Raw genomic sequence first — 22942 nt, 5'->3', positions numbered from 1 at the left:
CCACAAGACAACTCTCAGGCCTGCTCCCCCAAAATCGCAGCATAGCCCTCGCGATAATTCGAATAGCGCGGCTCCCAGCCCAGCGCCTTGGCGCGGGCATTGCTGCAGCGCTTGCTGCCTGCGCGGCGCACGCTCGCTTCGGCGGCCCATTCGGTAATGCCCAACCGCTCGCGCAACCAGTCCACCACTTCTGCCAGTGGCGCCGGTGCGTTATCCACACCTATATAGCAGTCATCCAGCGCCTTGCCCTGACGATCAGCCTCCAGCAGAAAGGCCAGCAGCCCCGCAGCATCATCGGCATGGATACGGTTGCCATACAGCGGTGGCTCAACCGCCACGCGATAGCCTTTGCGCACTTGCCCCAGCAGCCATTCACGACCCGGCCCGTAGATCCCGGTCAGGCGTACCGCGCTGGCAGCGATGCCACTCTCCAGCGCCACCCGCTCGGCATCCAGGATGATCCGGCCAGAGTAGTTGGTGCTCAGGGCGGGCGATGTTTCGTCGATCCATTCCCCGTCTTTCTGGGCGTAAACGCCACTGCTGGATACAAACAGCAGACGCTTGGGTCGCTGACCATGCTGCTCCAGCCAACTCAGGGTGTTTTTCAGGCCGTCTACATATGCCGCCTGATAGCCCGCTTCGTCATGCTCGGTCGCCGCCGCGCTGTACACCACGTAGTCAATTTGCCCGGTTGGCCATTGCGTCGGGCATTGCTCGCTGAACAAATCGCCCTCCACACCGATAACGCCCGTGGGTAAACGGTCAATGGAGCGGCGCAGGCCGTAGACCTGCCAATCCTGGTCGAGCAGTTGAGTCGCCAGACGGCTGCCGACATCACCGCATCCGACGATCAATACAGAGGCTTTGGGCATCGCAAAAATCCTAATGAAAAGTTACAAAAAGACGTAATTTGGCACGACCAAAGTCGTGACTTCCGAAAAAAACAGATGCTATTGCTTTTGTTAACAAGAATTACTTGCAATAATAACCCATCATTTTGCCCTTGGTCTTACAACGCGTTGTAGGGCATTACCTCATTACTTTTCTCAGGTCCGGCTAGCATGACACGCAATCATCCCACCGCTTCGCCAACCCAGCCTTCGAGCCCTGCACGCGTCTGGCGTGGGGTTGCGGCGCTGATGTTCAGCTTGATGTTGGCACCTGTTGCGGCATTTGCCGACGAGCCTGCTGCCCCGGCCGTGCACGCGGCCACTGAAGCAGCTGCCCCGGCACCTGTTGCTGCACCGGGTACGACTGATCCTACACTGGTTGAAGGCGCTGCTGCGCCAGCCGATAACGCGCCGCAAATAGTCGCAGAAGAAGACAACAGCCTGGGCATGGCCCATGACCTGTCGCCTTGGGGCATGTACAAAAACGCAGACATCATCGTCAAAATCGTAATGATCGGCCTGGCTATTGCTTCGATCATCACCTGGACGATCTGGATTGCCAAAGGCTTTGAAGTCCTGGGTGCCAAGCGTCGTCTGCGCAGTGAAATTGCCCAACTGAAAAAAGCTCGCACCTTGAAAGAAGCCAGCGAGACGGCTGGCAAAGAAGGCACCCTGGCCCACTTGCTGGTGCAGGACGCCCTTGAAGAAATGCGCCTGTCGGCCAACAGCCGTGAAAAAGAAGGCATCAAGGAGCGTGTAAGCTTCCGTCTTGAGCGTCTGGTTGCAGCGTGCGGTCGCAACATGAGCAGCGGCACTGGCGTACTCGCCACCATCGGTTCCACAGCACCGTTCGTCGGTCTGTTCGGTACCGTATGGGGCATCATGAACAGCTTTATCGGCATCGCCAAAACCCAGACCACCAACCTGGCAGTTGTTGCGCCGGGCATTGCCGAAGCCCTGCTGGCCACGGCACTGGGTCTGGTCGCAGCGATCCCTGCGGTAGTGATTTACAACGTCTTCGCCCGCTCCATCACCGGCTACAAGGCCCAGGTGGCGGATGCGTCTGCTGAAGTGTTGCTGTTGGTTAGCCGTGACCTCGATCACCTGCCGCCCGAGCGCAGCTCGCAACCGCACATGGTGAAAGTGGGGTAATCGGCCATGGGCCTGCATTTAAAAGAAGGCGATGACGATCTCGCCGAAAACCATGAAATCAACGTCACCCCCTTTATTGACGTGATGCTGGTACTGCTGATCATCTTTATGGTGGCAGCACCGCTGGCCACTGTGGATATCAAGGTTGACTTGCCTGCTTCCAGCGCCAAACCGGCGCCTCGCCCTGAGAAACCGGTGTTCCTCAGCGTCAAGGCTGATCAGCGCCTGTACCTGGGCGAAGAGCCGGTCACGGTTGAAGCCCTGGGCCCGACCCTGGATGCCAGGACCCACAACAACAAAGACACGACGATCTTCTTCCAGGCCGACAAGGGCGTGGACTACGGTGACCTGATGAGCGTGATGGATGCTTTGCGCGCAGCGGGTTATTTGAAGGTGGGTCTGGTCGGACTTGAGACGGCAGCCAAGAAATGACCATAGCGCGCCAAAAGATGACGCGTTACGCAATCAGCCTGGCCGCGGTGTTGGCCATCCATGCAGTGGCCGTGATTCTGGCCCTGCAATGGTCCAACCCGCGCGCTATCGAACTTCCGCCGCAAGCGATGATGGTTGACCTGGCGCCGTTGCCAGCACCACCGCCGCCTGCGCCGCCCAAAGTGGTGACACCGCCACAACCCCCGGCGCCAGTGGAAGAGTTGCCGATACCCAAGCTGGCCGAAGCGCCCAAGCCGAAGATTTCTGTACCCAAACCGGTCAAGCCCAAGCAAAAGCCTCAACCGCCCAAGCCTGTGGAAAAACCGGACCCGGTCAAAGAGAAACCTTCAGAAGAGAAACCGAGCGACGCAACGCCGACCAAAAATACCAGCGAGAAATCCGCTGCACCGGCACCGGGGCCGTCGGCGCAACAACTGGCGGCCAAGGCCAGTTGGGAAGGCACTTTGCTCAGTCACCTGGGCAAGTACAAAAAGTACCCGCCTGCTGCGCAATCCCGTGGCAAGGAAGGCTTGAACCGTCTGCGCTTCGTGGTAGACGCCGAAGGCAAGGTACTGTCCTACGAACTGGTAGGGCGCTCTGGCAACGCCGATCTGGACCGGGCCACCCTGGAAATGATTCGCCGGGCACAACCCTTGCCCAAGCCGCCGCCTGAAATGCTGACCAATGGCAGCATCGAGATCGTGGCACCCTTCGTTTATTCCATCGATAAACGTCGGCGCTAACACCACAAAGGGCACCTCAGGGTGCCCTTTGTGCATCTGCGGTCTGGATAAAAAACCAGTCATACCTTGATTGGCTACTGTAGCTCTGAGGGTAATGTCTGATAACGTGCGTCTATCGATTGCAGCCGCTATGCTTGGCCCGCAACCACAGGGACGCACGCTATGACGCTTACAGAATTACGCTACATCGTTACCCTCGCCCAAGAGCAGCACTTCGGCCACGCCGCCGAGCGCTGCCATGTCAGCCAGCCGACCCTGTCGGTGGGTGTGAAAAAACTGGAAGACGAACTCGGTGTGCTGATTTTCGAGCGCAGCAAAAGTGCCGTGCGTGTAACCCCCGTGGGCGAAGCCATCGTGGCCCAGGCGCAAAAGGTGCTGGAGCAGGCCCAGGGCATTCGCGAACTGGCTCAGGCCGGCAAGAACCAGCTGACCGCTCCGCTTAAAGTAGGCGCGATCTATACCGTGGGTCCGTATCTGTTCCCGCATCTGATCCCGCAACTGCACCGGGTTGCCCCGCAGATGCCGTTGTATATCGAAGAAAACTTCACCCATGTGCTGCGCGACAAACTGCGCAACGGCGAGCTGGATGCAATCATCATCGCCCTGCCGTTCCAGGAAGCCGACGTGCTGACCATGCCGCTGTATGACGAGCCGTTTTACGTGCTCATGCCCAGCGAGCACCCGTGGACCAAAAAAGACACCATCGACGCCAGCCTGCTCAACGACAAGAGCCTGCTGTTGCTGGGCGAAGGTCACTGCTTCCGCGATCAGGTGCTGGAAGCCTGCCCGACCGTGGCCAAAGGCAATGATGGCGCCATGCACACCACGGTCGAATCCAGCTCGCTGGAAACCATCCGCCACATGGTCGCTTCCGGCCTGGGTATCTCGATCCTGCCGTTGTCGGCTGTCGACAGTCATCACTATGCCCCGGGCATCCTGGCCGTGCGTCCGCTGACCCCGCCGGTACCGTTCCGTACCGTTGCCATCGCCTGGCGCGCCAGCTTCCCGCGGCCAAAGGCGATTGAAATCCTCGCCGACTCGATCCGCCTGTGCTCGGTGGCCAAGCCGCCTGCCGCGACCTAAGTGCCACTGCAATGACCGAGTTGTCGAAAGTGTCGGTCACCGCGCTCAAGGGCGTCGGTGAGGCCATGGCCGAAAAATTGGCCAAGGTCGGACTGGAAAACGTCCAGGACGTGCTGTTCCATTTGCCGTTGCGCTATCAGGACCGCACCCGCGTTGTCCCGATTGGCGCTTTGCGCCCCGGTCAGGATGCCGTTGTCGAGGGCCGGGTCATTGGCGCCGACGTGGTCATGGGCAAGCGCCGCAGCTTGCTGGTGCGCATCAACGATGGCACCGGCGGCCTGAGTCTGCGCTTCTACCACTTCAGCAATGCGCAGAAGGAAAGCCTCAAACGTGGCACCGAAGTGCGCTGCTATGGCGAAGCCCGCCCCGGCGCTTCGGGGCTGGAGATCTACCATCCCGAATACCGCGCCATTACCGGCGACGAACCGCCACCTGTCGACACCACGCTGACGCCCATCTACCCCACCACCGAAGGCCTGACCCAACAGCGCTTGCGTCAGCTCAGCCAGCAAAGCCTGGCCATGCTCGGCCCGCGCAGCCTGCCCGACTGGTTGCCGCCGGAGCTGGCCAAGGACTATCAACTGGCCCCGCTGGATGAAGCCATTCGCTATCTGCATCAGCCGCCTGCCAATGCTGATGTTGAAGAACTCGCCCTGGGCCATCACTGGGCCCAGCACCGCCTGGCCTTTGAGGAGCTGCTGACTCACCAGCTGTCGCAACAGCGACTGCGCGAGAGCCTGCGTTCACAACAAGCCCCGGCGTTGCCCAAGGCGAAAAAACTGCCAGTGCAGTTCCTCGCCAATCTGGGTTTCCCGCCGACGGGCGCGCAGACCCGGGTTGGCAACGAGATTGCCTACGACCTCAGTCAGCCCGAACCCATGTTGCGCCTGATTCAGGGCGACGTGGGCTCCGGCAAGACCGTGGTTGCGGCGATGGCAGCGTTACAAGCACTTGAGGCGGGTTATCAGGTTGCCCTGATGGCCCCCACGGAAATCCTCGCCGAGCAGCACTTCATCAACTTCAAGCGCTGGCTCGAGCCTTTGGGCCTTGAAGTGGCGTGGCTGGCCGGCAAGCTCAAGGGCAAGGCCCGGGTCAGTGCGCTGGAGCAAATCGCCAGCGGCGTACCGATGGTGGTCGGTACCCATGCTCTGTTCCAGGACAACGTGCAGTTCAAAAACCTGGCGCTGGTGATCATCGACGAACAGCACCGCTTTGGCGTGCAGCAACGTCTGGCCCTGCGCAACAAGGGCGTGGGCGGGGTGATGTGCCCGCACCAGCTGATCATGACTGCCACGCCGATCCCGCGCACCCTGGCCATGAGCGCCTATGCCGACCTCGACACCTCGATCCTCGACGAGCTGCCGCCGGGCCGTACTCCGGTTAATACGGTACTGGTGGTCGATACGCGGCGTCTCGAAGTGATCGAGCGGGTGCGCGCCGCCTGCGCTGAAGGGCGCCAGGCGTATTGGGTGTGCACCCTGATCGAAGAGTCTGAAGAAATGACCTGCCAGGCTGCCGAAACCACCTTTGAAGACCTCTCCAGCGCCTTGGGTGAGCTGCGCGTCGGGTTGATTCACGGGCGAATGAAGCCCGCTGAAAAAGCTGAAGTCATGGCGCGCTTCAAGGCTGGCGAGCTGCAATTGCTCGTGGCCACCACGGTGATTGAGGTGGGCGTCGACGTGCCCAACTCAAGCTTGATGATCATCGAAAACCCCGAGCGCCTCGGCCTGTCCCAGCTGCACCAGTTGCGCGGTCGCGTGGGCCGGGGCAGCGCCGTCAGCCATTGCGTGCTGCTGTATCACCCGCCGCTGTCACAAATCGGCCGTCAGCGCCTGGGCATCATGCGCGAGACCAACGATGGCTTTGTGATCGCCGAAAAAGACCTCGAACTGCGCGGCCCCGGCGAAATGCTCGGCACCCGCCAGACCGGTCTTCTGCAATTCAAGGTCGCCGACCTGATGCGCGATGCCGACCTGCTGCCCGCCGTGCGCGAGGCCGCCCAGGCGTTGATCGAACGCTGGCCGAGCCATGTCAGCCCCCTGCTTGATCGCTGGCTGCGCCACGGTCAGCAATATGGTCAGGTGTAAAAGACCATTCAGTAAATGGCCCGGCGGCCGATCAAGAGCTAATCAAAATCAAGTTGTACAGAACGGATGCAGACCATGACTGAAGTTGCCAGTGCCCTTGTTGCTGCGAGCACGCCGTCCGTTATCGGGCGCTTGCTCGGTGACCTGGCTGTTGCCTATCGCAAAGTCCCGGATCACCCGGGGCTCGACCCTGCGCGCAAGGTGCACGCCGTACTGCTCGACGATTCGATCGGTCCCCTGCTGGTGCTGTTCACCCAGAATCATTTACTTGATCTGAACCGTCTGGCCGACTTGACCGGGCGGCGCATGACCGCCGTTGCGCCGGAGCGCCTGCAGGTCTTGCTGGACAAGCATGGCCTGAGCCAGCTGCCGGGCTTGCCGGCGCTGGTCAACTCGCCCTGCCTGTACGAAGAACACTTGCTGCAACAACCCTCGCTGCTAATCAGCACGGGTGAACCGGGCCTGTGGCTGGAGATTGCCCAGCAAGACTTCAAGCCCCTGCTCAAAAACGCCAGCGCCGGCCGTTTTGGCGAGCCCTTGGGCGCCATCACACCTGATCTCGGCGGGGACGATGGCGAGGCCATCACCCGGGCAGTGCAGGCCTTCACGGCGCGGCGCATCCAGCAGCGGCTGGAGGCCACCATCGAACTGCCACCGCTGTCCGAGAGCGTGCGCAGAATCATGCGGCTGCGCTCCGACCCTGACGTAACCATCGATGAAATCACCAGCGTGGTGGAAACTGACCCGGCGCTGGCGGCGCAGGTCATGAGCTGGGCCTCGTCATCGTTTTACGCCTCGCAGAGCAAGATTCGCTCGGTCGAAGACGCCATTGTGCGCGTGCTGGGGGTTGATCTGGTGATCAACCTGGCACTCAGCCTGTCGCTGGGCAAAACCCTGAGCCTGCCCAAGGACCATCCGCAATCGAGCACTCCTTACTGGCAGCAGTCGATCTACACCGCGGCGGTGATTGAAGGGCTGACCCGGGCTATGCCCCGGGAGCAGCGCCCCGAAGTCGGCATGACTTATCTGGGCGGGTTGCTGCACAATTTTGGTTACCTGCTGCTGGCCCATGTGTTTCCGCCGCATTTTTCGCTGATCTGCCGGCATCTTGAGGTAAACCCCCATGTCAGCCACAGCCTGATCGAGCAGCACCTGTTGGGTATCAGCCGTGAACAGATGGGCGCCTGGCTGATGCGTTTTTGGGGGATGCCGGATGAGTTGGCGATTGCCGTACGCTATCAACACGACCCGGCTTATGTGGGGGTGGATGCGCAGTATCCGAACCTGGTGTGTGTGGCGCTGGGCTTGCTGCGCAGCCGTGGAGTCGGTCACGGTGCGTGTGCGCCGTTGCCGGATGCGTTGTTCGAGCGTCTTGGCGTGCCACGAGAAAAGGCTGAGGCGGTGGTGGGCAAAGTATTGGAGGCTGAAGTGTTGCTGCGCGAGATGGCAGCGCAGTTCGGTCAGGCTTGAATAGCTAAAAGCACAAGCCCCTCACCCCAACCCTCTCCCGGAGGGAAAGGCGCTGATTGTCGGTGCTCTTGAAATCGCGCGCGGTCAGTTCCCTCTCCCTCTGGGAGAGGGCTAGGGTGAGGGGCTTTTGATCTTAAGCCTTGGCCTTTTTACGCGGCTTGAGGTACTTGGTCAGGCCCTGGAACCAGATCACCAGCGCCGGGTTGCCCTTGATCTGAATCGACTTGTCCTGAATCCCTGTCATGAACGCCAGTTGCTTGTTCTTCGCCTGCAGCGTAGCGAAGCCGTAGGCGGCATCTTTAAAGGCGATGGCAAACGCCGGCTCGGGGTACAGGCCGCCGTGGCTGGTGATGCGCTGGTCTTTGACCTTGAAATGACGGGCCACTTTGCCGTCGAGGGTTTGCAGCTGGAACACCAGATCCTTGTCCACCAATTGTTGCTGGAAAGCAGGATTGTTGCGGCTGGCTTTGCCCATCAAAAAGCCCAGCATCCAGAGCAGAAAACGAAATTTCATGTACGCGGCCTCGGGGAAATAAAAAATGGCCGGCGCAGTGTAACGATTTGAGCGAAGAACGCCATATTTCTGCAGAGTTAGGCGTAGATGGGCTAGGTTTTGCCACTTATGGCCGCACAATCGGCCCGTGTTTTCTCAAGAACGGGCCGCTGGCAAGGCCAGCTTGCCCATTCTTCATGTAGCCCGCGCCTTAAGGATTCACGCTGTCCTTGAGGAATTTGCCCGGTTTGAACGCCACCGTGTTGCTGGCCTTGATGGTGACCGGCTGGCCGGTTTGCGGGTTTTGCCCCGTACGGGCACCGCGGTGGCGCTGGATAAAGGTGCCAAAGCCGACCAGCGTAACGCTGTCCTTGCGATGCAGGGCCTGGGTGATTTCTTCCAGCACCGCATTGAGAACGCGGTTGGCTTGTTCTTTGGTTAGGTCAGCCTTTTCAGCGATAGCTGCGGCGAGATCGGGTTTACGCATGATGAAGCCTCATTGACGGTTTTTTGTTGTTATGTCCGTGCTGCTCTCTACGGAGCAGCGCCCAAGGCGCCGCAGGCTCTAAACTGCGGCAGACCCGTGTGAGAATGGCACGCGACCAAGGTCGGCGCCAGCCTCTGCACAGGCTTTGTTGAGTCAAGGCAATGGCATATGCGACAGAATGAGCCGCTTTTACGCCAAAAGTGCAGGCAGCTCTTTGTTTAGCGCGAGTTTTTCTCGAACAGCCTCACCCGTCAGCGCATAACCGAGCAACTTGCCGTCTGCGTCGCGGCACAGCGCCTTGATATCGGCGCCCTGGCCTTCCACGGTCCACACACCCTCGTAGCCACGCGGCACAGGTGACACCACCAGCGGGCAAACCGGGGTTTTCACCGTAATGGGCATGGCTCCGTAACTGACCGCGGTCGGGTTGCCTGCCAGGGTTTGCGCCAGCGCCCGGGCGCAACTCATCAACGGCATCACATACAGCAGGTTAAGGCCATCGACCTCGGCACAATCGCCCAGCGCGTAGATATGGGAGTGAGAGGTTTTAAGCTGACGATCCACCTCAACCCCGCGATTGACCTTGATCCCCGCAGCGGCGGCCATATCAATGCGAGGGCGCAAACCGATGGCGGACACCACCACATCGCACGGAACGACACTGCCATCCGACAAATGCGCCTCGAGGCCGCTGTCGGTACGTTGCAGGCGGGTCAACACCGGGCCCAGATGAAAGCGTGCGCCCAGGCTTTCGAGGCCAGCCTGCACCGCCGCTGCAGCAGCGGGGTGTAAAAGGGTAGGCATCACTTGCTCGCAGGGCGCGACCAGATCGACCTCATAACCGCCTGCGATCAGATCGTTGGCAAATTCGCAGCCGATCAGCCCGGCGCCCAGGATCAGGACGCGGCGTTTACCTGCGGCAGCTGCGCGAAAACGCGCGTAGTCTTCCAGGTCATTGATCGGGAAGATCGCATCCTGGGCGTCGCCCTCCACCGGGACCTGCACCGTTTGCGCACCCCAGGCCAGCACCAGGTCACGATAGGGCACCGCCTCTTCACCGATCCACAATTGCTTGTGGCCCGGGTCGATACCGCTGATGCGGGTATGGATACGCACCTGGGCCTTGAGCTGCTCGGCCATCGCCTCGGGCGTGGCCATGCTCAGGCCGTCAGCCTCTTTGTTTTTGCCAAAGCCGGTAGACAGCATTGGCTTGGAGTAAGAGCGCCCGTCATCGGAGGTGATCAACAGCAGCGGGGTTTCGCTGTCCAGCTTGCGAAACTCACGGGCCAGGTTATAGCCGGCCAGCCCGGTGCCAACGATCACGACAGGTGCGTTCATGCCAATCTCCAGAAGTTGAATCAGGTTTTAAAAGGGTTGATCAGTTGATTTCAATCATCTCGAAATCCATTTTACCGACGCCACAATCCGGGCACAGCCAGTCTTCAGGTACGTCCTGCCACAGGGTACCGGGGGCGATGCCATCATCCGGCCAGCCGTCGGCTTCGTTATAAATCAGTCCACATACAATGCATTGCCACTTCTTCATCTGGGTATTTCCTAAAGGTTCAGGCTTGGACAAGGCCACGGACTTATCAACAGGCGCCGTGTTACTCGTCAAATTCAGGGCGTTTTGTACTGATGACCACCCGCAGATGCAAGCACCAATACGGGCAAAAGTCCCTTGGACGCTCATTCGAGGATCCGCGTGATAAGCTCGCCGACCTCAATGGCTGCCAATTATGACCCACCGTGCCGCACATAACTTCTCCGCTTATCCCCCCTGTCTGGCTTGAACAAGGCCAACTTCCTGCGCTGCCTGACACACAGACCCTGGACTGGCTATTTGACGAGGGCTCTCTGACTCGGCGTCTCACTGCAATTTCAGATAATGCCTTCAGCGTGCTTCCACTTTATGAAGGTTGGCAAGTACTGCGCCCGGATGAATGCGCTGCGTTGGACCTGCCTGAAGGCGTTCAGGGCTGGGTGCGCGAAGTGTATTTGCGCGGGCACGGTGAGCCTTGGGTGTTTGCACGCAGTGTCGCGGGTAAAAGCTCACTGCAAGAGGGTGGCCTGAACATGGACGAACTGGGCAACCGCTCGCTGGGGGAGTTGCTGTTCAGCGACCAGGCCTTTGAGCGCGGAGCCCTGCAGGTGTGCCACTACCCGCGTAACTGGTTGCCGCAGGCTGATCAGGTCGATCACCTGTGGGCACGCCGCTCGCGCTTTGTGCGTGGCAAACTGAGCGTGCTGGTGGCCGAAGTGTTTTTACCCAAACTGTGGGCCGCCCTCGGTGCCCGGTCGGAGAACAATTGATGTACACGCGCCTGCTCAAATCACTCAACCGTTTCAACCCTCGTGCCTGGGACTTTATCCAGCTGACCCGCATGGACAAGCCCATCGGCATCTACCTGCTGCTGTGGCCGACCTTGTGGGCATTGTGGGTGGCCGCCAAAGGCGTACCCTCGGTGGGTAACCTGCTGATTTTTGTCTTAGGCGTGGTGTTGACCCGTGCTGCCGGCTGCGTGATCAACGACTTTGCCGACCGCAAGGTGGATGGTCATGTCAAACGAACAGAACAACGGCCTATGGCCAGTGGCAAAATCAGCAGCAAAGAAGCCCTGGTGTTCTTTGCGCTGTTGATGGGGGTCAGCTTCCTGCTGGTGCTGTGCACCAATGCTCCGACCATCTGGCTTTCATTTGGCGCGCTGGCACTGGCGGCCACTTACCCGTTCATGAAGCGCTACACCTACTACCCGCAAGTGGTGCTGGGCGCAGCGTTCTCGTGGGGCATACCGATGGCCTTTACGGCCGAGACCGGCAGCCTGCCGGCTGCGGCCTGGCTGCTGTACATCGCCAACCTGCTGTGGACAGTGGCCTACGACACCTACTACGCCATGACCGACCGCGAAGATGATCTCAAGATCGGGGTTAAATCCACCGCCATCCTGTTTGGCGATGCCGACCGCGTGATCATCCTCAGCCTGCAGGGTCTGGCCCTGGGTTGCCTGCTGCTGGCAGGGTCGCACTTTGAGCTGGGCGGCTGGTTCCACCTTGGCCTGCTGGCGGCGGCGGGCTGTTTTGTGTGGGAATTCTGGTACACCCGCGACCGTGATCCGCAGCGCTGCTTCAAGGCCTTCCTGCACAACCACTGGGCAGGGTTGGCGATTTTTGTGGGGATCGTGCTCAATTATGCGGTGGCTTGAGCCCCTGCCCCGCGAGTTTTTTCAACGCTGACCCAACCCCTGTGGGAGCGGGCTTGCTCGCGATGCGGACAGCGCGGTGGCGCTGCAAGACCGCGACGATCCAGTCGCGAGCAAGCCCGCTCCCACATCGGCCTTACCCCGCTGGCACCAGCCGCAAGGTGCTGCGGGTATTGAGCTGGATTTCGTTTTCGTCCATATGCGGTTTGTCGTAATCACCCTCGATGTAGGACTCGGCCTGGTCGCGGTAGTGCTTGTCGAACGGCACGCCACTTTGCCCGACCGGGTTGATGGTCAGCCCGTGGGACGGCTCGGCAAAGTCGATCAGGCGCCGGGTAGACGGGCCGTAGCTCACTGGCCACGGGGCATTGCCCAGTTTGGCGCTGAGGTTGTTGGGCACTTCGTGGCCGCCGGGGGCGGCGAAGGGGCCGACGTTGAGCAGCCAGTCCAGGGGCTTTTGCCGCCCCAGCGGGTGTTCATGGGTCAGGGTGTGGGCCACGCCCCAGCGCCATTGCCCGGGGTCGTCACCCAGGGTGGCCTTCAAATGGGCGATGCTGGCCTGCCACGCCACCTTGACCGTATCGGCGCGGGTTTCTGTGCGCGCGGTGCTGCGGTTGTCCCACCACAGTGAATCCGGGCTGGCCGCAAGGCGCGGCAAGGCAGCATCGATCACACGCGTAGTCAGCATGGCATCAAAAAAACTGTCGCCCAGTTTGTCGCGCATGGTGGCCTCTGTGAGGCTGTACAAAAACTGGTTGAACAAGGTCGCCGCAGTTGAGTCCAGCGGATAATCGCCCTTCCACTGTGCCAGTTGCTCCACCAGTTTGCGTTCGCCCGGGTCCGTGACCACTTCGCGCAGCACCGGCAACAGAGGCTTGAGCACACGTTCACCGTAGCCCGTGGCGGTACCCAGCTGCAGGGCCTGGCTGTTTTTCAGGTTCCATTTGACGCTGTCATCGCGGAGCTGACGATCAAGCTGCTGGCCGCGATCAGCCAGGTTGTAATAACCGGGGATCTCGATGCCGACAGGTGACAATGGCTGGAAGTTGGCTGACACGATATAACCCCGCGCCGGATTTTCTTCCTGGGGGTTGGCGCTGAACGGGTAAAAACCGTCTTTGTCGGCCTGTGCTGTGCCGCCGTCGAGGATAAACGCCGGATTGACTCCGGCCGGGCGCTTGGGCAGTTGCGCCGCTGCCCACCAGCCGATATCACCCTTGGCGTTTGCCCACACCAGATTCAGACCGGGCGCCTGAATATAGGTCGCAGCCGTACGCGCCTTGCTCAAGCTGTCAGCACGGTTGAGCTGGTAGAAGCCTTCGAGGATCGGGTTCTTGCTCTCCAGGAAGCCCCACCACATGGCAATCGGCGTGTTGCCCGCGGTAGCGCCCAACACGTCATTGATAATCGGCCCGTGGGGCGACTGGCGCAGAGTGAGGGTCACCGGCGCCTCGCCCTTGACGGCAATCTGCTGTTCGCTGCGGGTCATGTCGACCCATTGACCGTGATACCAGACCTGATTGGGGTTATCGGGGTTGGTCTTCTCGGCGATCAGGTCCAGATCGTCGTTCTGGAACATGGTCAGGCTCCAGCCAAAATCGGGGTTGTTGCCCAGAAAAGCGAACGGCACCAGCGCCTGATGGTAGCCATACAGGTCGAAATCCGGTGCCGACAGCTGCGCTTCGTACCACACAGACGGTGCCGCAAAACGGATATGCGGGTCACCCGCCAGCAGTGGCTTGCCACTTTGTGTGCGTTTGCCTGACACCACCCAGGCGTTGCTGCCTTCAAACTGCGGCAAGCCCGCCTGGCTCAGGGCCTGATCGCTCAGTTGGGCCAGCGCCCCCAGGGTTTCCCAGTCGCTGGCCGCCAGTGCAGGAGACAATACGCCCTGGGGCTGCCAGTCGAGGTCGAAGATTTTCAGGTAATCGCTGCCCAGTTGGTCACGTATATAGGTCAGCAGCGGTTCGGTACGAAAGCCGGCGGCAAAGCTGTAAGCCATGTAGCCGGCGACACTGATGGTATCTTCGCCGGTAAAGGGCCGGGGGGCGATGCCCAGCAGGTCGAACTCCACGGGTTTGGGGTTGTTGGCCTGGTATTGATTGATCCCGTCCAGGTACGCCTGCAAGGCCAGAAATGACGGGGACTGGTGATCCAGCTCAGTCAAGTAACTCGCAGCCCGCTCACGGATGCGCAGGCTGCGAAACAGCTTGTCGGTATCGACCAGCTTGGGGCCCAGCACCTCGGCCAGTTCGCCCCGGGCGAGGCGGCGCATGATCTCCATCTGAAACAGCCGGTCTTGTGCCTGAACGTAGCCCAGGGCCCGGTACATATCCGCCTGGTTGCCTGCACGAATATGCGGCACACCGCGCTCGTCATAACGCACCGTGACCGGCCCCTGCAACGCTGCAAGCGCCACTTGCCCCTGGCGTACGGGCAGTTTGCTCTGCACGTACCAGGCCCCGCCGCCTGCAAGAACGACTATGGCAACGGCGATAACGGTCAGGCTGCGATTCATGAAGCAACTCCTTGTTCTGGTCGTACGCGCCGAGGCGATATCAGTGGGCGGCGCTTTTATCTTGCCAGGAGCAGTAACAGCCCACCGCCATGGTATGGGTGGCCTTGACCGGGCGACCTTCGCTCAGGGCTTGCAGGATGGGTTCTATGAAACTGTTGCTGGCGTTGCAGGTGGCCCCTTCGCTGTAGGGGCCAAAGTAGGCCAGTTGGCCACTGCGGTCCCAGATGGCCACGGCCGGGCTGGCACTCACATGCTCGGCGCCGGGCAGGCTGGCCAAAGGTTTGATCGCGCCCAGGGTGGCAGGCAACTGGCCCAGGGTGCCGGGCTTTTGCAGTGAGTAAAACTCGACGCCTAGCGGCCCGTAATGAGCCAGCAGCTCGCTGAGGTGCTGCTGGTTGCCAACGTTGCAAGGGCACGCCGGGTCCCAGAAGTGCACCACGCGAATGGCACCCGGACCCGACAGTTCGGCGGGCAGGCTCAGTACATCCCCGGAGAACAAAGCGGCCTGATCACTGAAGGCACGGATATAGCGGCCCTGGAACCAGTCGTAGGCCGTCCACAACCCCACCGCGCAGATCAGCGTCAGCAGGCAGGCCAACAGGGTTTTGAACGGGGGCACCGGCATTGGAAAGCTCCTTGAAGGCCGCGTAGCTTGCCATGCTTGACCTGACAGATGAATATTGAAGGTCTATAAAGCCTGTTTTGCGCGCCTGCGCCCTGTCTGGAAGCCTCTATGCCTGCCCTGTTTTCTCCCGATTCCTTGCGCGCCAGCCTGCAGCCGCTGGCGGCGGGCCAGCCGTTATCGAGTGAAGCCCTGGCGTATCAGCGTTATTACGGTCTGGATTTTCCCCATCGTCAGGCGCCAGTCAAACGTCAGTTGGGGCGCTTCACTGCGGGGGGTTACGAGATCGTCAGTCAGGTGTGGTGGCCAGCCTCGTCACCCGTGGCGACCTTGTTTGTGATTCACGGGTTTTACGATCATATGGGGCTTTACCGGCATGTGATCGAATGGGGGCTGGACCACGGATTTGTAGTGATCGCCTGTGATCTGCCGGGGCACGGGCTGTCCAGTGGCGAGCGGGCCAGTATCGACGATTTCGCGCGGTACCAGGCGGTGCTGCAAGGCCTGTTTATCGAAGCGCAATCATTGCAGTTGCCGCAGCCCTGGCATCTGTGCGGGCAAAGCACGGGGGGAGCGATTGTGCTCGATCACCTGTTGCGCTGCGGTGCGCAAAGCCCGGCACAGGGCCAGGCAATACTGCTTTCGCCCCTGGTGCGACCCAAGGGCTGGAGCTGGTCGAAACTCAGCTACTACCTGCTGCGCCCGTTCGTCAAAGGCATTGCCCGGCGTTTTAGCGAAAACTCCAACGACCCGGCTTTTTTACCGTTTCTGCAAGCCGATCCTCTGCAACCGGTGCGCTTGCCAACGGCCTGGGTGGGTGCCCTGGCGCGCTGGATCCCGCGAATTGAAGGCGCAGCACCGAGTGCGCGGCAGCCGCTGGTGATTCAGGGCCAGGACGATAAAACGGTGGATTGGCAGCATAACCTTGAGGTGCTCAAGGCCAAGTTCAATCAGCCGCAGACACTGCTGTTGCCTGAAGCCCGGCACCATCTGGCGAATGAAACGCCCGAGATACGTGCGCGATATTTCGCTTTTCTGGACAAGTATTTCTGAGACCCTGAAGGGCGCTGTCCTATGGATTCAGGTTGGCAGTGCTTTGCCCCACTGCCAGCCCGGCGCGAACCGCTGCCAGGGCTGCTTGATAATAGGTCTTGCCTTCAGGCGATTGCGCAAAGGTAACGAACTCTTCCAGCTCCGGGTCAGACAGATCGCGATACACGTAGAGCAAGGTGTTATCCAGCTCGCCGCCGATCTGATCCATCAACCGCTGGCGCTGCCCGTTCAACATGCTCTGCGCTTGCCCGCCACCCAATAGCCCCGGGATCATCGAACTCAAGCTGTCCGCGGCAACACCGGCAATCGCCAGGCTGACTTCGGCCCCGGCTTCACGGGCAGGCAGTGCGCGAGACAAATGATTGATCAGCAACTGGCGGGTAGCGTCGGCGTCCATGCGCGGCAGGCCCTGCGCATGCATGGCCAATTGATCGCGGCGCGTGGCCAACAGCTCGGCGGCGACAATTTTGCCGCCCAATGGCGAGCGGAAAAACACCAGCGCCGGCTTCGGATCAGGCAAGTTGCTACGCATCTGTTCCTTGGCCCGCTTATCCATCGCCGCAGGTGCAAAACGCTGGCTACTGTTGTTGACCAACGCCTGGTAGACCGCTGGCGGCAAATTGTTGCGATAACGCTCCTGAGCAGCGCCCAGCGCATCATTGAAGTGCTCACGTTGTTGCGGCCAGCCGGCGACCGTAAACAGATCATCAAGGTTGTCTGCCCATGCGGGTAACGTACAAAACATCATTAACAGTAAAAACAAGCGGCGCATGAGGGGCTCCTGTCTGCAGGGCGCTATTGTCCGGGTGTGGCGTAGGACTTGTCGAGAATTCGTCTTGCTCATATGGGCATTAAAGCGTGCAGGTGATTTATTTCGACATTGCCAGCCAGACGGAGCTGTCAGATTTTGAGGCGGCTCGATACTATGCGCGCCATGCAAATACCCTCTGATCACCCGCTGTTGCTACGCATCGTCGACGACCTGTATACGCAGGGATGGTCACAGCAAAATATTTTCCTGCCCGAGGCTCTGACCCTCGAACTGGCGGCTGAGTGCCATAAACGTTCAGCTGAAGGCGAACTGACCCCGGCAGCGGTCGGCCGCGGTGTGACTCAGGAGGTACGCGAGGGAATACGCGGTGACCATATCCAATGGCTGGAGCCGGGAGAGGCGCTGGCTTGCGACAGTTACCTGGGGTTAATGGAAAGCCTGCGAATCGCCATGAATCGCAGGCTTTTTTTGGGCCTGGAGGACTTTGAAAGCCACTTTGCGCTCTACCCGCCCGGTGCGTTTTACCTCAAGCATCTGGACCGCTTTCGGGATGATGACCGGCGCATGGTGTCGGCCGTGGTCTATCTCAACCAGGGCTGGCTGCCCGAGCATGGTGGGCATTTGCGCATGTACCTGGACGGCGATATCGACTATGACGTGTTGCCGACCGGCGGGTGTCTGGTGGTCTTTCTCTCGGGCGAAATCCCCCATGAAGTCATGCCTGCGACCCGTGACCGTCTGTCGTTGACCGGTTGGTTTCGCCGTCGTGCCACCGAGGTGTTTGTATGAGCCCCAAAGTACTGGTCAGTCGCTGCCTGCTGGGGCATCGCGTACGCTACGACGGCGGCGCCAGCGGCCCCTATGCACTACTGGCGCAATGGCAGGCCGAAGGCCGGGTGATTGCCTTGTGCCCGGAAGTGGCGGGCGGCTTGCCCACGCCACGCGCTGCAGCAGAGATCCCCGGCGGCCAAGGGGTCGAGGTGCTCGCGGGTAAGGCTGCAGTCATTACCACTGAAGGCGAAGACGTAACCGAGGCGTTTGTGTCCGGCGCGCGTCAGGCACTGGCGCTGGTTGAGCGCCACGGCATCCGCATTGCCATTCTCAAGGCCAACAGCCCGTCCTGCGGCAATCGACTGACCTATGACGGCAGCTTTAGGGGTGTCAAAGTCGAGGGGCAGGGCGTGACTGCAGCCTTGCTGACCCGTGCAGGGGTGCAGGTATTCAGTGAGCTGGAGCTCGAAGAAGCGGCCAAAGCACTGGGTGTTTTGACGCAGAAATGAGTTCAGGTAATATCCGCCATCACATTGCCCAGGGATACAACGATGACTGACAAGCCTAAATCGCAGCCCTCGGCCGCAGCTGAAAGTGCCGATTCAGCACTGCACCATATCGTTGATGGTTTTTTGCACTTTCATCACGAAATCTTCCCTGAACAAGAAGCCTTTTTCAAAAAGCTGGCCACGGCGCAAAACCCCCGTGCGATGTTTATTGCCTGTGCCGATTCGCGCATCGTGCCCGAGCTGATCACCCAGAGCGCACCGGGCGATCTGTTCGTGACCCGTAACGTCGGCAACGTTGTACCGCCTTACGGTCAGATGAACGGTGGTGTTTCCACGGCGATCGAGTACGCGGTACTGGCACTGGGCGTGCAGCACATCATTATTTGCGGGCATTCCGATTGTGGCGCGATGCGCGCCGTGCTCAACCCCGCCAGCCTGAAAAAAATGCCGACGGTAAAAGCCTGGTTGCACCACGTAGAAGTGGCCAAGACCATGGTGCAGGACAACTGCAACTGCGCCAATGAATCTGAAAGCATGCACGTGCTGACCGAAGAAAACGTGATTGCCCAACTGCAGCACTTGCGCACGCACCCGTCGGTAGCGTCGCGTATGGCCAATGGGCATCTGTTTATCCATGGCTGGGTCTACGACATCGAAACCAGCGCAATCAAGGCCTACGACGCCGACAAGGGCGAATTCCTGCCACTGGACGGCACCAGCCCGATCCCGAGCGCGACGCCCAAAGCGCGGTTTTAAACGCGCATGAGCGGTGGGAGCAGGCTTGCTCGCGATTGCATCAGCGCGGTATGTCAGTTAAACCGCAGCGTCTGCATCGCAGGCAAGCCAGCTCCCACAAAAAGCCTGCAAAGATCTTACAACGCCAGGCCAACACCCAATTGCTTGGACAGGCACGGCCAGCGCTTCCAGGCTGCGCCCGTTTCAGGGCTGGTCAGGCGCTCGCGATAGGCTTCGACCGACTCCAGGGCAAAGCTCTCTTCGTTGAGCATCAGGTCAACCGCATGATGCACGGCGGCATCCAGCTGGTTGGCAAAGTCTTCGCCAATCAACTGGTGGGCGATCAGGTTGGCCACGGTCATGTCCAGCGGAATCAACGGCTGCTGGAAGTGCTTGATATAGAGGTCGTTGACCTCTTCGACCAGGCGGTGCGCCAGGTACGCTTCGTCCAGCAAACCCTCCAGCCCTTCGTGGCCAACGAGCAGCGGCAATGGCTGGGCAAAGAATTGCTCGGCGATTTTCAGGATCGGCTTGATCTGCGACTCGATACCGGCCTCGCGAGCGACTTCATTGGCCGCATCGAGCAAGTCGGGCACCTGGTCGATATAGGCGCTGACGAAACGCGTCATCACCACATTACGGTCGACTTCAGGCAATTGGATGGCGGTGTGAAGGTGTGGCAATTGAGCGGCCAGATGCTTGGCGAGCAGACCCGTTTCAGCCTCATGGTCTTGGGCACGCGAGATCTGCACGCGGATGGCGGCGGTGTTCATGGGAACTCCAGGGGGGTGCTAGACAGGGGGGTACTTTTAAAAAAGTAGCCCTCTCAGGTCAAGGAGAGGGGTTTTTCAGGGGGAGTATTGTCATTCATTTTGTGACCGGGCAGTGAGTGCCATTTGTCGATGGCCCCTTATTTCATTGTTTTGGCCCCTCATATTGCGGGGCCGGGCCCTGTGTCTATACTCGTTTTTGTAACCGTTATTCGATGACGCCCGACTGCTTGAGCAGACGAGGCTCGGCGGTAAGGAACAGCTGGTTGGAACACCGCCCCCTTGTAGCGCTGCCCGTGTACAGATGCAGACCGGCGCAATAACAAGAAAAATAAAGGGGAACACCGCGATGCGACATCCACAGTTATGGATGGGCCTGCTGTTGTGGTCAGTGTTCAGCCAGGCACAAGCGGCCTGGACCGTGAATATGACGCCAGGTGCAACCGAAGTCAGTCATGCGGTCTTCGACCTGCACATGACCATCTTCTGGATCTGTGTGGTGATCGGCATCATCGTCTTCGGGGCCATGTTCTGGTCGATGATCGTTCACCGTCGCTCCACAGGCCAGCAAGCGGCCAGGTTTCATGAGAGCACCAAAGTCGAAATCCTGTGGACAGTCATCCCCCTGCTGATCCTGATCGCCATGGCTGTACCCGCGACCCGCACCCTGATCCATATCTATGACAGCAGTGAATCGGATGTGGATATCCAGGTCACTGGCTATCAGTGGAAATGGCATTACAAATACCTGGGCCAGGACGTCGAGTTTTTCAGCAACCTGGCCACCCCCGCCGACCAGATCCACAACCAGGCCCCCAAGGGCGAGCATTACCTGCTCGAGGTCGATGAACCGCTGGTTTTGCCCATAGGCGCCAAGGTGCGGTTTTTGGTGACCTCGGCCGATGTCATCCATTCCTGGTGGGTGCCGGCCTTTGCAGTCAAACGTGACGCCATTCCGGGGTTTATCAACGAGGCCTGGACCCGCGTCGAGAAGCCTGGCCTTTACCGCGGCCAGTGCGCCGAACTGTGTGGCAAGGACCACGGCTTTATGCCGATTGTGGTTGATGTCAAAACCAGGGCCGATTACGACGCCTGGTTGACCGAACGCAAGGCCCAGGCCGCGCAACTCAAGGAGTTGACCAGTAAAGAGTGGACCCTCGACGAGTTGGTGGCGCGTGGCGACAAGGTCTATCACACCGCCTGCGTGGCCTGTCACCAGGCTCAGGGCCAGGGCCTGCCGCCGATGTTCCCGGCACTCAAGGGTTCACCTGTTGCCACCGGCCCTGCCGCCGACCACCTGCACCGCGTGTTCTTCGGCAAACCGGGTACCGCCATGGCCGCTTTCGGCAAGCAACTGTCGGAAGTCGACATCGCTGCGGTGGTGACTTACGAGCGCAACGCCTGGGGCAACAACAAGGGCGACATGGTGACACCAAAAGACGTGCTGGCGCTCAAGCAGGAACAAGGCAAATGAGCCGCCCGGGGATGTGTGCACGTAACGGTCGGGGGCAATCTGCCACTGGCTTCTTGGTCCAGCTGTTTGCAGGAGTCAGGACATGAGTGCTGTTATCGATGACCACGGCCATGCAGACGGTCAGGCCCATGGCCCGGCCAAAGGCCTGATGCGCTGGGTGCTGACCACCAACCACAAGGACATCGGCACCTTGTACCTGTGGTTCAGCTTCTGCATGTTTCTGCTTGGCGGCTCGTTTGCCATGGTGATTCGCGCCGAGCTGTTCCAGCCCGGCCTGCAGATCGTGGCCCCGGCCTTTTTCAACCAGATGACCACCATGCACGGTCTGATCATGGTCTTCGGCGCGGTGATGCCGGCGTTTGTCGGCCTGGCCAACTGGATGATCCCGCTGATGATCGGCGCACCGGACATGGCCTTGCCACGGATGAACAATTTCAGCTTCTGGCTGTTGCCCGCCGCATTTTTACTGCTGATTTCGACGCTATTCACCGCCGGGGGTGGGCCCAACTTCGGCTGGACGTTCTACGCGCCGCTGTCCACGACCTACGCACCCGAAAGCGTGACCTTTTTCATTTTTGCAATCCATTTGATGGGCATCAGCTCGATCATGGGCGCGATAAACGTGATCGCCACCATCCTCAACCTGCGCGCCCCCGGCATGACCCTGATGAAAATGCCCCTGTTTGTCTGGACCTGGTTAATCACCGCCTTTCTGCTGATTGCGGTAATGCCGGTGCTCGCGGGTGTGGTGACGATGATGCTGATGGATATCCACTTCGGCACCAGCTTTTTCAGCGCCGCAGGTGGCGGTGACCCTGTGCTGTTCCAGCATGTGTTCTGGTTTTTCGGCCATCCCGAGGTGTACATCATGATCCTGCCGGCCTTCGGTGCCGTCAGCGCGATCATTCCAACCTTCTCGCGCAAGCCGCTGTTTGGCTACACCTCGATGGTCTACGCCACGGCCAGCATCGCCTTCCTGTCGTTTATCGTATGGGCGCACCATATGTTTGTGGTGGGCATTCCGCTGGTGGGCGAGCTGTTCTTCATGTACGCCACGCTGCTGATCGCGGTGCCCACCGGGGTCAAGGTGTTCAACTGGGCCAGCACCATGTGGCAAGGCTCACTGACCTTTGAAACGCCGATGCTGTTTGCCGTGGCCTTTGTGATTCTGTTCACCATCGGCGGGTTTTCCGGGTTGATGCTGGCCATTGCCCCGGCGGACTTTCAGTACCACGACACCTATTTTGTGGTGGCGCATTTCCACTATGTGCTGGTGCCGGGGGCAATCTTTGGCATCTTCGCTTCGACCTACTACTGGCTGCCGAAATGGACCGGCCACATGTACGACGAAACCCTGGGCAAGCTGCACTTCTGGCTGTCCTTTGTGGGCATGAACCTGACGTTCTTCCCGATGCACTTTGTCGGACTGGCGGGTATGCCGCGGCGGATTCCGGACTACAACCTGCAATTTGCCGATTTCAACATGGTGTCGTCGATTGGTGGGTTCATGTTTGGAGCGACGCAGTTTTTGTTCCTGTTTATTGTCATCAAATGCATCCGCGGTGGGCCGCCAGCACCGGCCAAGCCGTGGGACGGCGCCGAAGGTCTGGAATGGAGCGTGCCTTCGCCCGCGCCGTACCACACCTTTACCACGCCGCCGGAAATCAAGTGAAAGGTCAAA

Annotated in this window: 23 protein-coding genes; 14 read left to right on the top strand and 9 right to left on the bottom strand. The window is 60.0% G+C overall.

The window, feature by feature from the left end:
• Window positions 1–14 precede the first annotated feature (14 nt).
• Window positions 15–872, bottom strand: a complete 858-nt coding sequence (locus GHO42_RS18880; protein ID WP_094999714.1) for an NAD-dependent epimerase/dehydratase family protein — start codon at window positions 870–872, stop codon at window positions 15–17.
• Between the two features lie 189 nt (window positions 873–1061).
• Between GHO42_RS18880 and exbB the strand changes: the two genes are divergently transcribed.
• The 6 genes from exbB (at window position 1062) to GHO42_RS18850 (ending at window position 7857) form a co-directional block, all read left to right on the top strand.
• Entirely contained in the window at window positions 1062–2042 is a 981-nt protein-coding gene (gene exbB, locus GHO42_RS18875) for a tonB-system energizer ExbB (protein WP_094999713.1), read from the top strand.
• 6 nt (window positions 2043–2048) lie between these two features.
• Window positions 2049–2474, top strand: a complete 426-nt coding sequence (gene exbD / locus GHO42_RS18870) for a TonB system transport protein ExbD (protein ID WP_016782713.1) — start codon at window positions 2049–2051, stop codon at window positions 2472–2474.
• Entirely contained in the window at window positions 2471–3217 is a 747-nt protein-coding gene (locus GHO42_RS18865; RefSeq protein ID WP_094999712.1) for an energy transducer TonB, read from the top strand. The genes exbD and GHO42_RS18865 overlap by 4 nt, the downstream gene beginning before the upstream one ends.
• Window positions 3218–3379: 162 nt before the next feature.
• Entirely contained in the window at window positions 3380–4300 is a 921-nt protein-coding gene (locus GHO42_RS18860; protein WP_094999711.1) for a hydrogen peroxide-inducible genes activator, read from the top strand.
• 11 nt (window positions 4301–4311) lie between these two features.
• Complete coding sequence (recG, locus tag GHO42_RS18855; protein ID WP_094999710.1) at window positions 4312–6387, top strand: ATP-dependent DNA helicase RecG; 2076 nt, start codon at window positions 4312–4314, stop codon at window positions 6385–6387.
• A 75-nt stretch (window positions 6388–6462) separates the two neighbouring features.
• Window positions 6463–7857: an aminoacyl-tRNA deacylase and HDOD domain-containing protein gene (locus GHO42_RS18850; RefSeq protein ID WP_169916456.1), complete on the top strand. Its 1395-nt coding sequence runs from the start codon at window positions 6463–6465 to the stop codon at window positions 7855–7857.
• 133 nt (window positions 7858–7990) lie between these two features.
• Here the strand turns inward: GHO42_RS18850 and GHO42_RS18845 are convergent, their stop codons facing one another.
• The 4 genes from GHO42_RS18845 to GHO42_RS18830 form a co-directional block, all read right to left on the bottom strand.
• Window positions 7991–8371, bottom strand: coding sequence for a helicase (locus tag GHO42_RS18845; protein ID WP_094999708.1), 381 nt, complete (start codon window positions 8369–8371; stop codon window positions 7991–7993).
• Between the two features lie 190 nt (window positions 8372–8561).
• Window positions 8562–8837 carry an HU family DNA-binding protein gene (locus GHO42_RS18840; RefSeq protein WP_016782719.1) on the bottom strand — a complete coding sequence of 92 codons (276 nt, stop codon included), beginning with the start codon at window positions 8835–8837 and terminating at the stop codon, window positions 8562–8564.
• Window positions 8838–9026: 189 nt separating this feature from the next.
• A complete protein-coding gene (locus GHO42_RS18835; protein WP_094999707.1) occupies window positions 9027–10175 on the bottom strand; it encodes an NAD(P)/FAD-dependent oxidoreductase in 1149 nt (382 codons plus the stop codon).
• 40 nt (window positions 10176–10215) lie between these two features.
• The gene (locus GHO42_RS18830; RefSeq protein WP_003437744.1) at window positions 10216–10383 is read right to left on the bottom strand and encodes a rubredoxin; all 168 of its coding nucleotides are present in this window, start codon (window positions 10381–10383) and stop codon (window positions 10216–10218) included.
• A 203-nt stretch (window positions 10384–10586) separates the two neighbouring features.
• Here GHO42_RS18830 and GHO42_RS18825 point away from each other — a divergent pair, with 203 nt between their 5' ends.
• A complete protein-coding gene (locus tag GHO42_RS18825; protein WP_094999706.1) occupies window positions 10587–11150 on the top strand; it encodes a chorismate lyase in 564 nt (187 codons plus the stop codon).
• Window positions 11150–12040 carry a 4-hydroxybenzoate octaprenyltransferase gene (ubiA, locus tag GHO42_RS18820; RefSeq protein WP_153326733.1) on the top strand — a complete coding sequence of 297 codons (891 nt, stop codon included), beginning with the start codon at window positions 11150–11152 and terminating at the stop codon, window positions 12038–12040. Before GHO42_RS18825 ends, ubiA begins: the two co-directional genes overlap by 1 nt.
• A gap of 133 nt (window positions 12041–12173) precedes the next feature.
• Here ubiA and GHO42_RS18815 read toward each other — a convergent pair whose 3' ends face one another.
• Both GHO42_RS18815 and GHO42_RS18810 read right to left on the bottom strand, forming a co-directional pair.
• Window positions 12174–14555: a penicillin acylase family protein gene (locus tag GHO42_RS18815; RefSeq protein WP_153326735.1), complete on the bottom strand. Its 2382-nt coding sequence runs from the start codon at window positions 14553–14555 to the stop codon at window positions 12174–12176.
• Window positions 14556–14595: 40 nt separating this feature from the next.
• Window positions 14596–15180 (bottom strand): DUF6436 domain-containing protein, encoded by a 585-nt coding sequence (locus GHO42_RS18810; protein ID WP_153326737.1) that lies wholly within the window; start codon window positions 15178–15180, stop codon window positions 14596–14598.
• A gap of 108 nt (window positions 15181–15288) precedes the next feature.
• Here GHO42_RS18810 and GHO42_RS18805 point away from each other — a divergent pair, with 108 nt between their 5' ends.
• Window positions 15289–16230, top strand: a complete 942-nt coding sequence (locus tag GHO42_RS18805; RefSeq protein ID WP_094999701.1) for an alpha/beta hydrolase — start codon at window positions 15289–15291, stop codon at window positions 16228–16230.
• A gap of 19 nt (window positions 16231–16249) precedes the next feature.
• Here the strand turns inward: GHO42_RS18805 and GHO42_RS18800 are convergent, their stop codons facing one another.
• Window positions 16250–17002, bottom strand: a complete 753-nt coding sequence (locus GHO42_RS18800; RefSeq protein ID WP_094999700.1) for a hypothetical protein — start codon at window positions 17000–17002, stop codon at window positions 16250–16252.
• Between the two features lie 153 nt (window positions 17003–17155).
• Between GHO42_RS18800 and GHO42_RS18795 the strand changes: the two genes are divergently transcribed.
• The 3 genes from GHO42_RS18795 to GHO42_RS18785 are packed head-to-tail and all read left to right on the top strand — an operon-like array spanning window position 17156 to window position 19038.
• On the top strand, window positions 17156–17791 hold the full coding sequence (locus GHO42_RS18795; protein ID WP_094999699.1) for a 2OG-Fe(II) oxygenase: 636 nt from the start codon (window positions 17156–17158) through the stop codon (window positions 17789–17791).
• Window positions 17788–18282 carry a DUF523 domain-containing protein gene (locus GHO42_RS18790; RefSeq protein WP_094999698.1) on the top strand — a complete coding sequence of 165 codons (495 nt, stop codon included), beginning with the start codon at window positions 17788–17790 and terminating at the stop codon, window positions 18280–18282. Before GHO42_RS18795 ends, GHO42_RS18790 begins: the two co-directional genes overlap by 4 nt.
• A gap of 42 nt (window positions 18283–18324) precedes the next feature.
• A complete protein-coding gene (locus tag GHO42_RS18785; RefSeq protein ID WP_094999697.1) occupies window positions 18325–19038 on the top strand; it encodes a carbonic anhydrase in 714 nt (237 codons plus the stop codon).
• Between the two features lie 116 nt (window positions 19039–19154).
• Here the strand turns inward: GHO42_RS18785 and GHO42_RS18780 are convergent, their stop codons facing one another.
• A complete protein-coding gene (locus GHO42_RS18780) occupies window positions 19155–19790 on the bottom strand; it encodes a hypothetical protein (protein WP_094999696.1) in 636 nt (211 codons plus the stop codon).
• A 346-nt stretch (window positions 19791–20136) separates the two neighbouring features.
• Here GHO42_RS18780 and coxB point away from each other — a divergent pair, with 346 nt between their 5' ends.
• Together coxB and ctaD are read left to right on the top strand one after the other, a co-directional pair.
• Window positions 20137–21261, top strand: a complete 1125-nt coding sequence (gene coxB / locus GHO42_RS18775; RefSeq protein WP_153326739.1) for a cytochrome c oxidase subunit II — start codon at window positions 20137–20139, stop codon at window positions 21259–21261.
• Between the two features lie 82 nt (window positions 21262–21343).
• Window positions 21344–22933: a cytochrome c oxidase subunit I gene (ctaD, locus tag GHO42_RS18770; protein ID WP_094999694.1), complete on the top strand. Its 1590-nt coding sequence runs from the start codon at window positions 21344–21346 to the stop codon at window positions 22931–22933.
• Window positions 22934–22942: the final 9 nt, after the last annotated feature.

Origin of the sequence: Pseudomonas sp. FSL R10-0056 (assembly GCF_009600105.1) — a bacterium.
In the GTDB taxonomy this organism is placed as follows: Bacteria; Pseudomonadota; Gammaproteobacteria; order Pseudomonadales; family Pseudomonadaceae; genus Aquipseudomonas; species Aquipseudomonas bubulae.
This window is presented reverse-complemented; position numbering and strand designations above follow the sequence as displayed.

Excerpts from the sequence above, each read along its gene's own strand:
- GHO42_RS18805 (WP_094999701.1), top strand. The coding sequence starts at position 15,289 with ATGCCTGCCCTGTTTTCTCCCGATTCCTTGCGCGCCAGCCTGCAGCCG.
- GHO42_RS18815 (WP_153326735.1), bottom strand. The coding sequence starts at position 14,555 with ATGAATCGCAGCCTGACCGTTATCGCCGTTGCCATAGTCGTTCTTGCA.
- GHO42_RS18835 (WP_094999707.1), bottom strand. The coding sequence starts at position 10,175 with ATGAACGCACCTGTCGTGATCGTTGGCACCGGGCTGGCCGGCTATAAC.
- GHO42_RS18800 (WP_094999700.1), bottom strand. The coding sequence starts at position 17,002 with ATGCGCCGCTTGTTTTTACTGTTAATGATGTTTTGTACGTTACCCGCA.
- ctaD (WP_094999694.1), top strand. The coding sequence starts at position 21,344 with ATGAGTGCTGTTATCGATGACCACGGCCATGCAGACGGTCAGGCCCAT.
- GHO42_RS18790 (WP_094999698.1), top strand. The coding sequence starts at position 17,788 with ATGAGCCCCAAAGTACTGGTCAGTCGCTGCCTGCTGGGGCATCGCGTA.
- exbD (WP_016782713.1), top strand. The coding sequence starts at position 2,049 with ATGGGCCTGCATTTAAAAGAAGGCGATGACGATCTCGCCGAAAACCAT.
- exbB (WP_094999713.1), top strand. The coding sequence starts at position 1,062 with ATGACACGCAATCATCCCACCGCTTCGCCAACCCAGCCTTCGAGCCCT.
- GHO42_RS18830 (WP_003437744.1), bottom strand. The coding sequence starts at position 10,383 with ATGAAGAAGTGGCAATGCATTGTATGTGGACTGATTTATAACGAAGCC.
- ubiA (WP_153326733.1), top strand. The coding sequence starts at position 11,150 with ATGTACACGCGCCTGCTCAAATCACTCAACCGTTTCAACCCTCGTGCC.
- recG (WP_094999710.1), top strand. The coding sequence starts at position 4,312 with ATGACCGAGTTGTCGAAAGTGTCGGTCACCGCGCTCAAGGGCGTCGGT.
- GHO42_RS18785 (WP_094999697.1), top strand. The coding sequence starts at position 18,325 with ATGACTGACAAGCCTAAATCGCAGCCCTCGGCCGCAGCTGAAAGTGCC.
- GHO42_RS18860 (WP_094999711.1), top strand. The coding sequence starts at position 3,380 with ATGACGCTTACAGAATTACGCTACATCGTTACCCTCGCCCAAGAGCAG.
- GHO42_RS18845 (WP_094999708.1), bottom strand. The coding sequence starts at position 8,371 with ATGAAATTTCGTTTTCTGCTCTGGATGCTGGGCTTTTTGATGGGCAAA.
- GHO42_RS18840 (WP_016782719.1), bottom strand. The coding sequence starts at position 8,837 with ATGCGTAAACCCGATCTCGCCGCAGCTATCGCTGAAAAGGCTGACCTA.
- GHO42_RS18865 (WP_094999712.1), top strand. The coding sequence starts at position 2,471 with ATGACCATAGCGCGCCAAAAGATGACGCGTTACGCAATCAGCCTGGCC.
- GHO42_RS18850 (WP_169916456.1), top strand. The coding sequence starts at position 6,463 with ATGACTGAAGTTGCCAGTGCCCTTGTTGCTGCGAGCACGCCGTCCGTT.
- coxB (WP_153326739.1), top strand. The coding sequence starts at position 20,137 with ATGCGACATCCACAGTTATGGATGGGCCTGCTGTTGTGGTCAGTGTTC.
- GHO42_RS18780 (WP_094999696.1), bottom strand. The coding sequence starts at position 19,790 with ATGAACACCGCCGCCATCCGCGTGCAGATCTCGCGTGCCCAAGACCAT.
- GHO42_RS18810 (WP_153326737.1), bottom strand. The coding sequence starts at position 15,180 with ATGCCGGTGCCCCCGTTCAAAACCCTGTTGGCCTGCCTGCTGACGCTG.
- GHO42_RS18880 (WP_094999714.1), bottom strand. The coding sequence starts at position 872 with ATGCCCAAAGCCTCTGTATTGATCGTCGGATGCGGTGATGTCGGCAGC.
- GHO42_RS18795 (WP_094999699.1), top strand. The coding sequence starts at position 17,156 with ATGCGCGCCATGCAAATACCCTCTGATCACCCGCTGTTGCTACGCATC.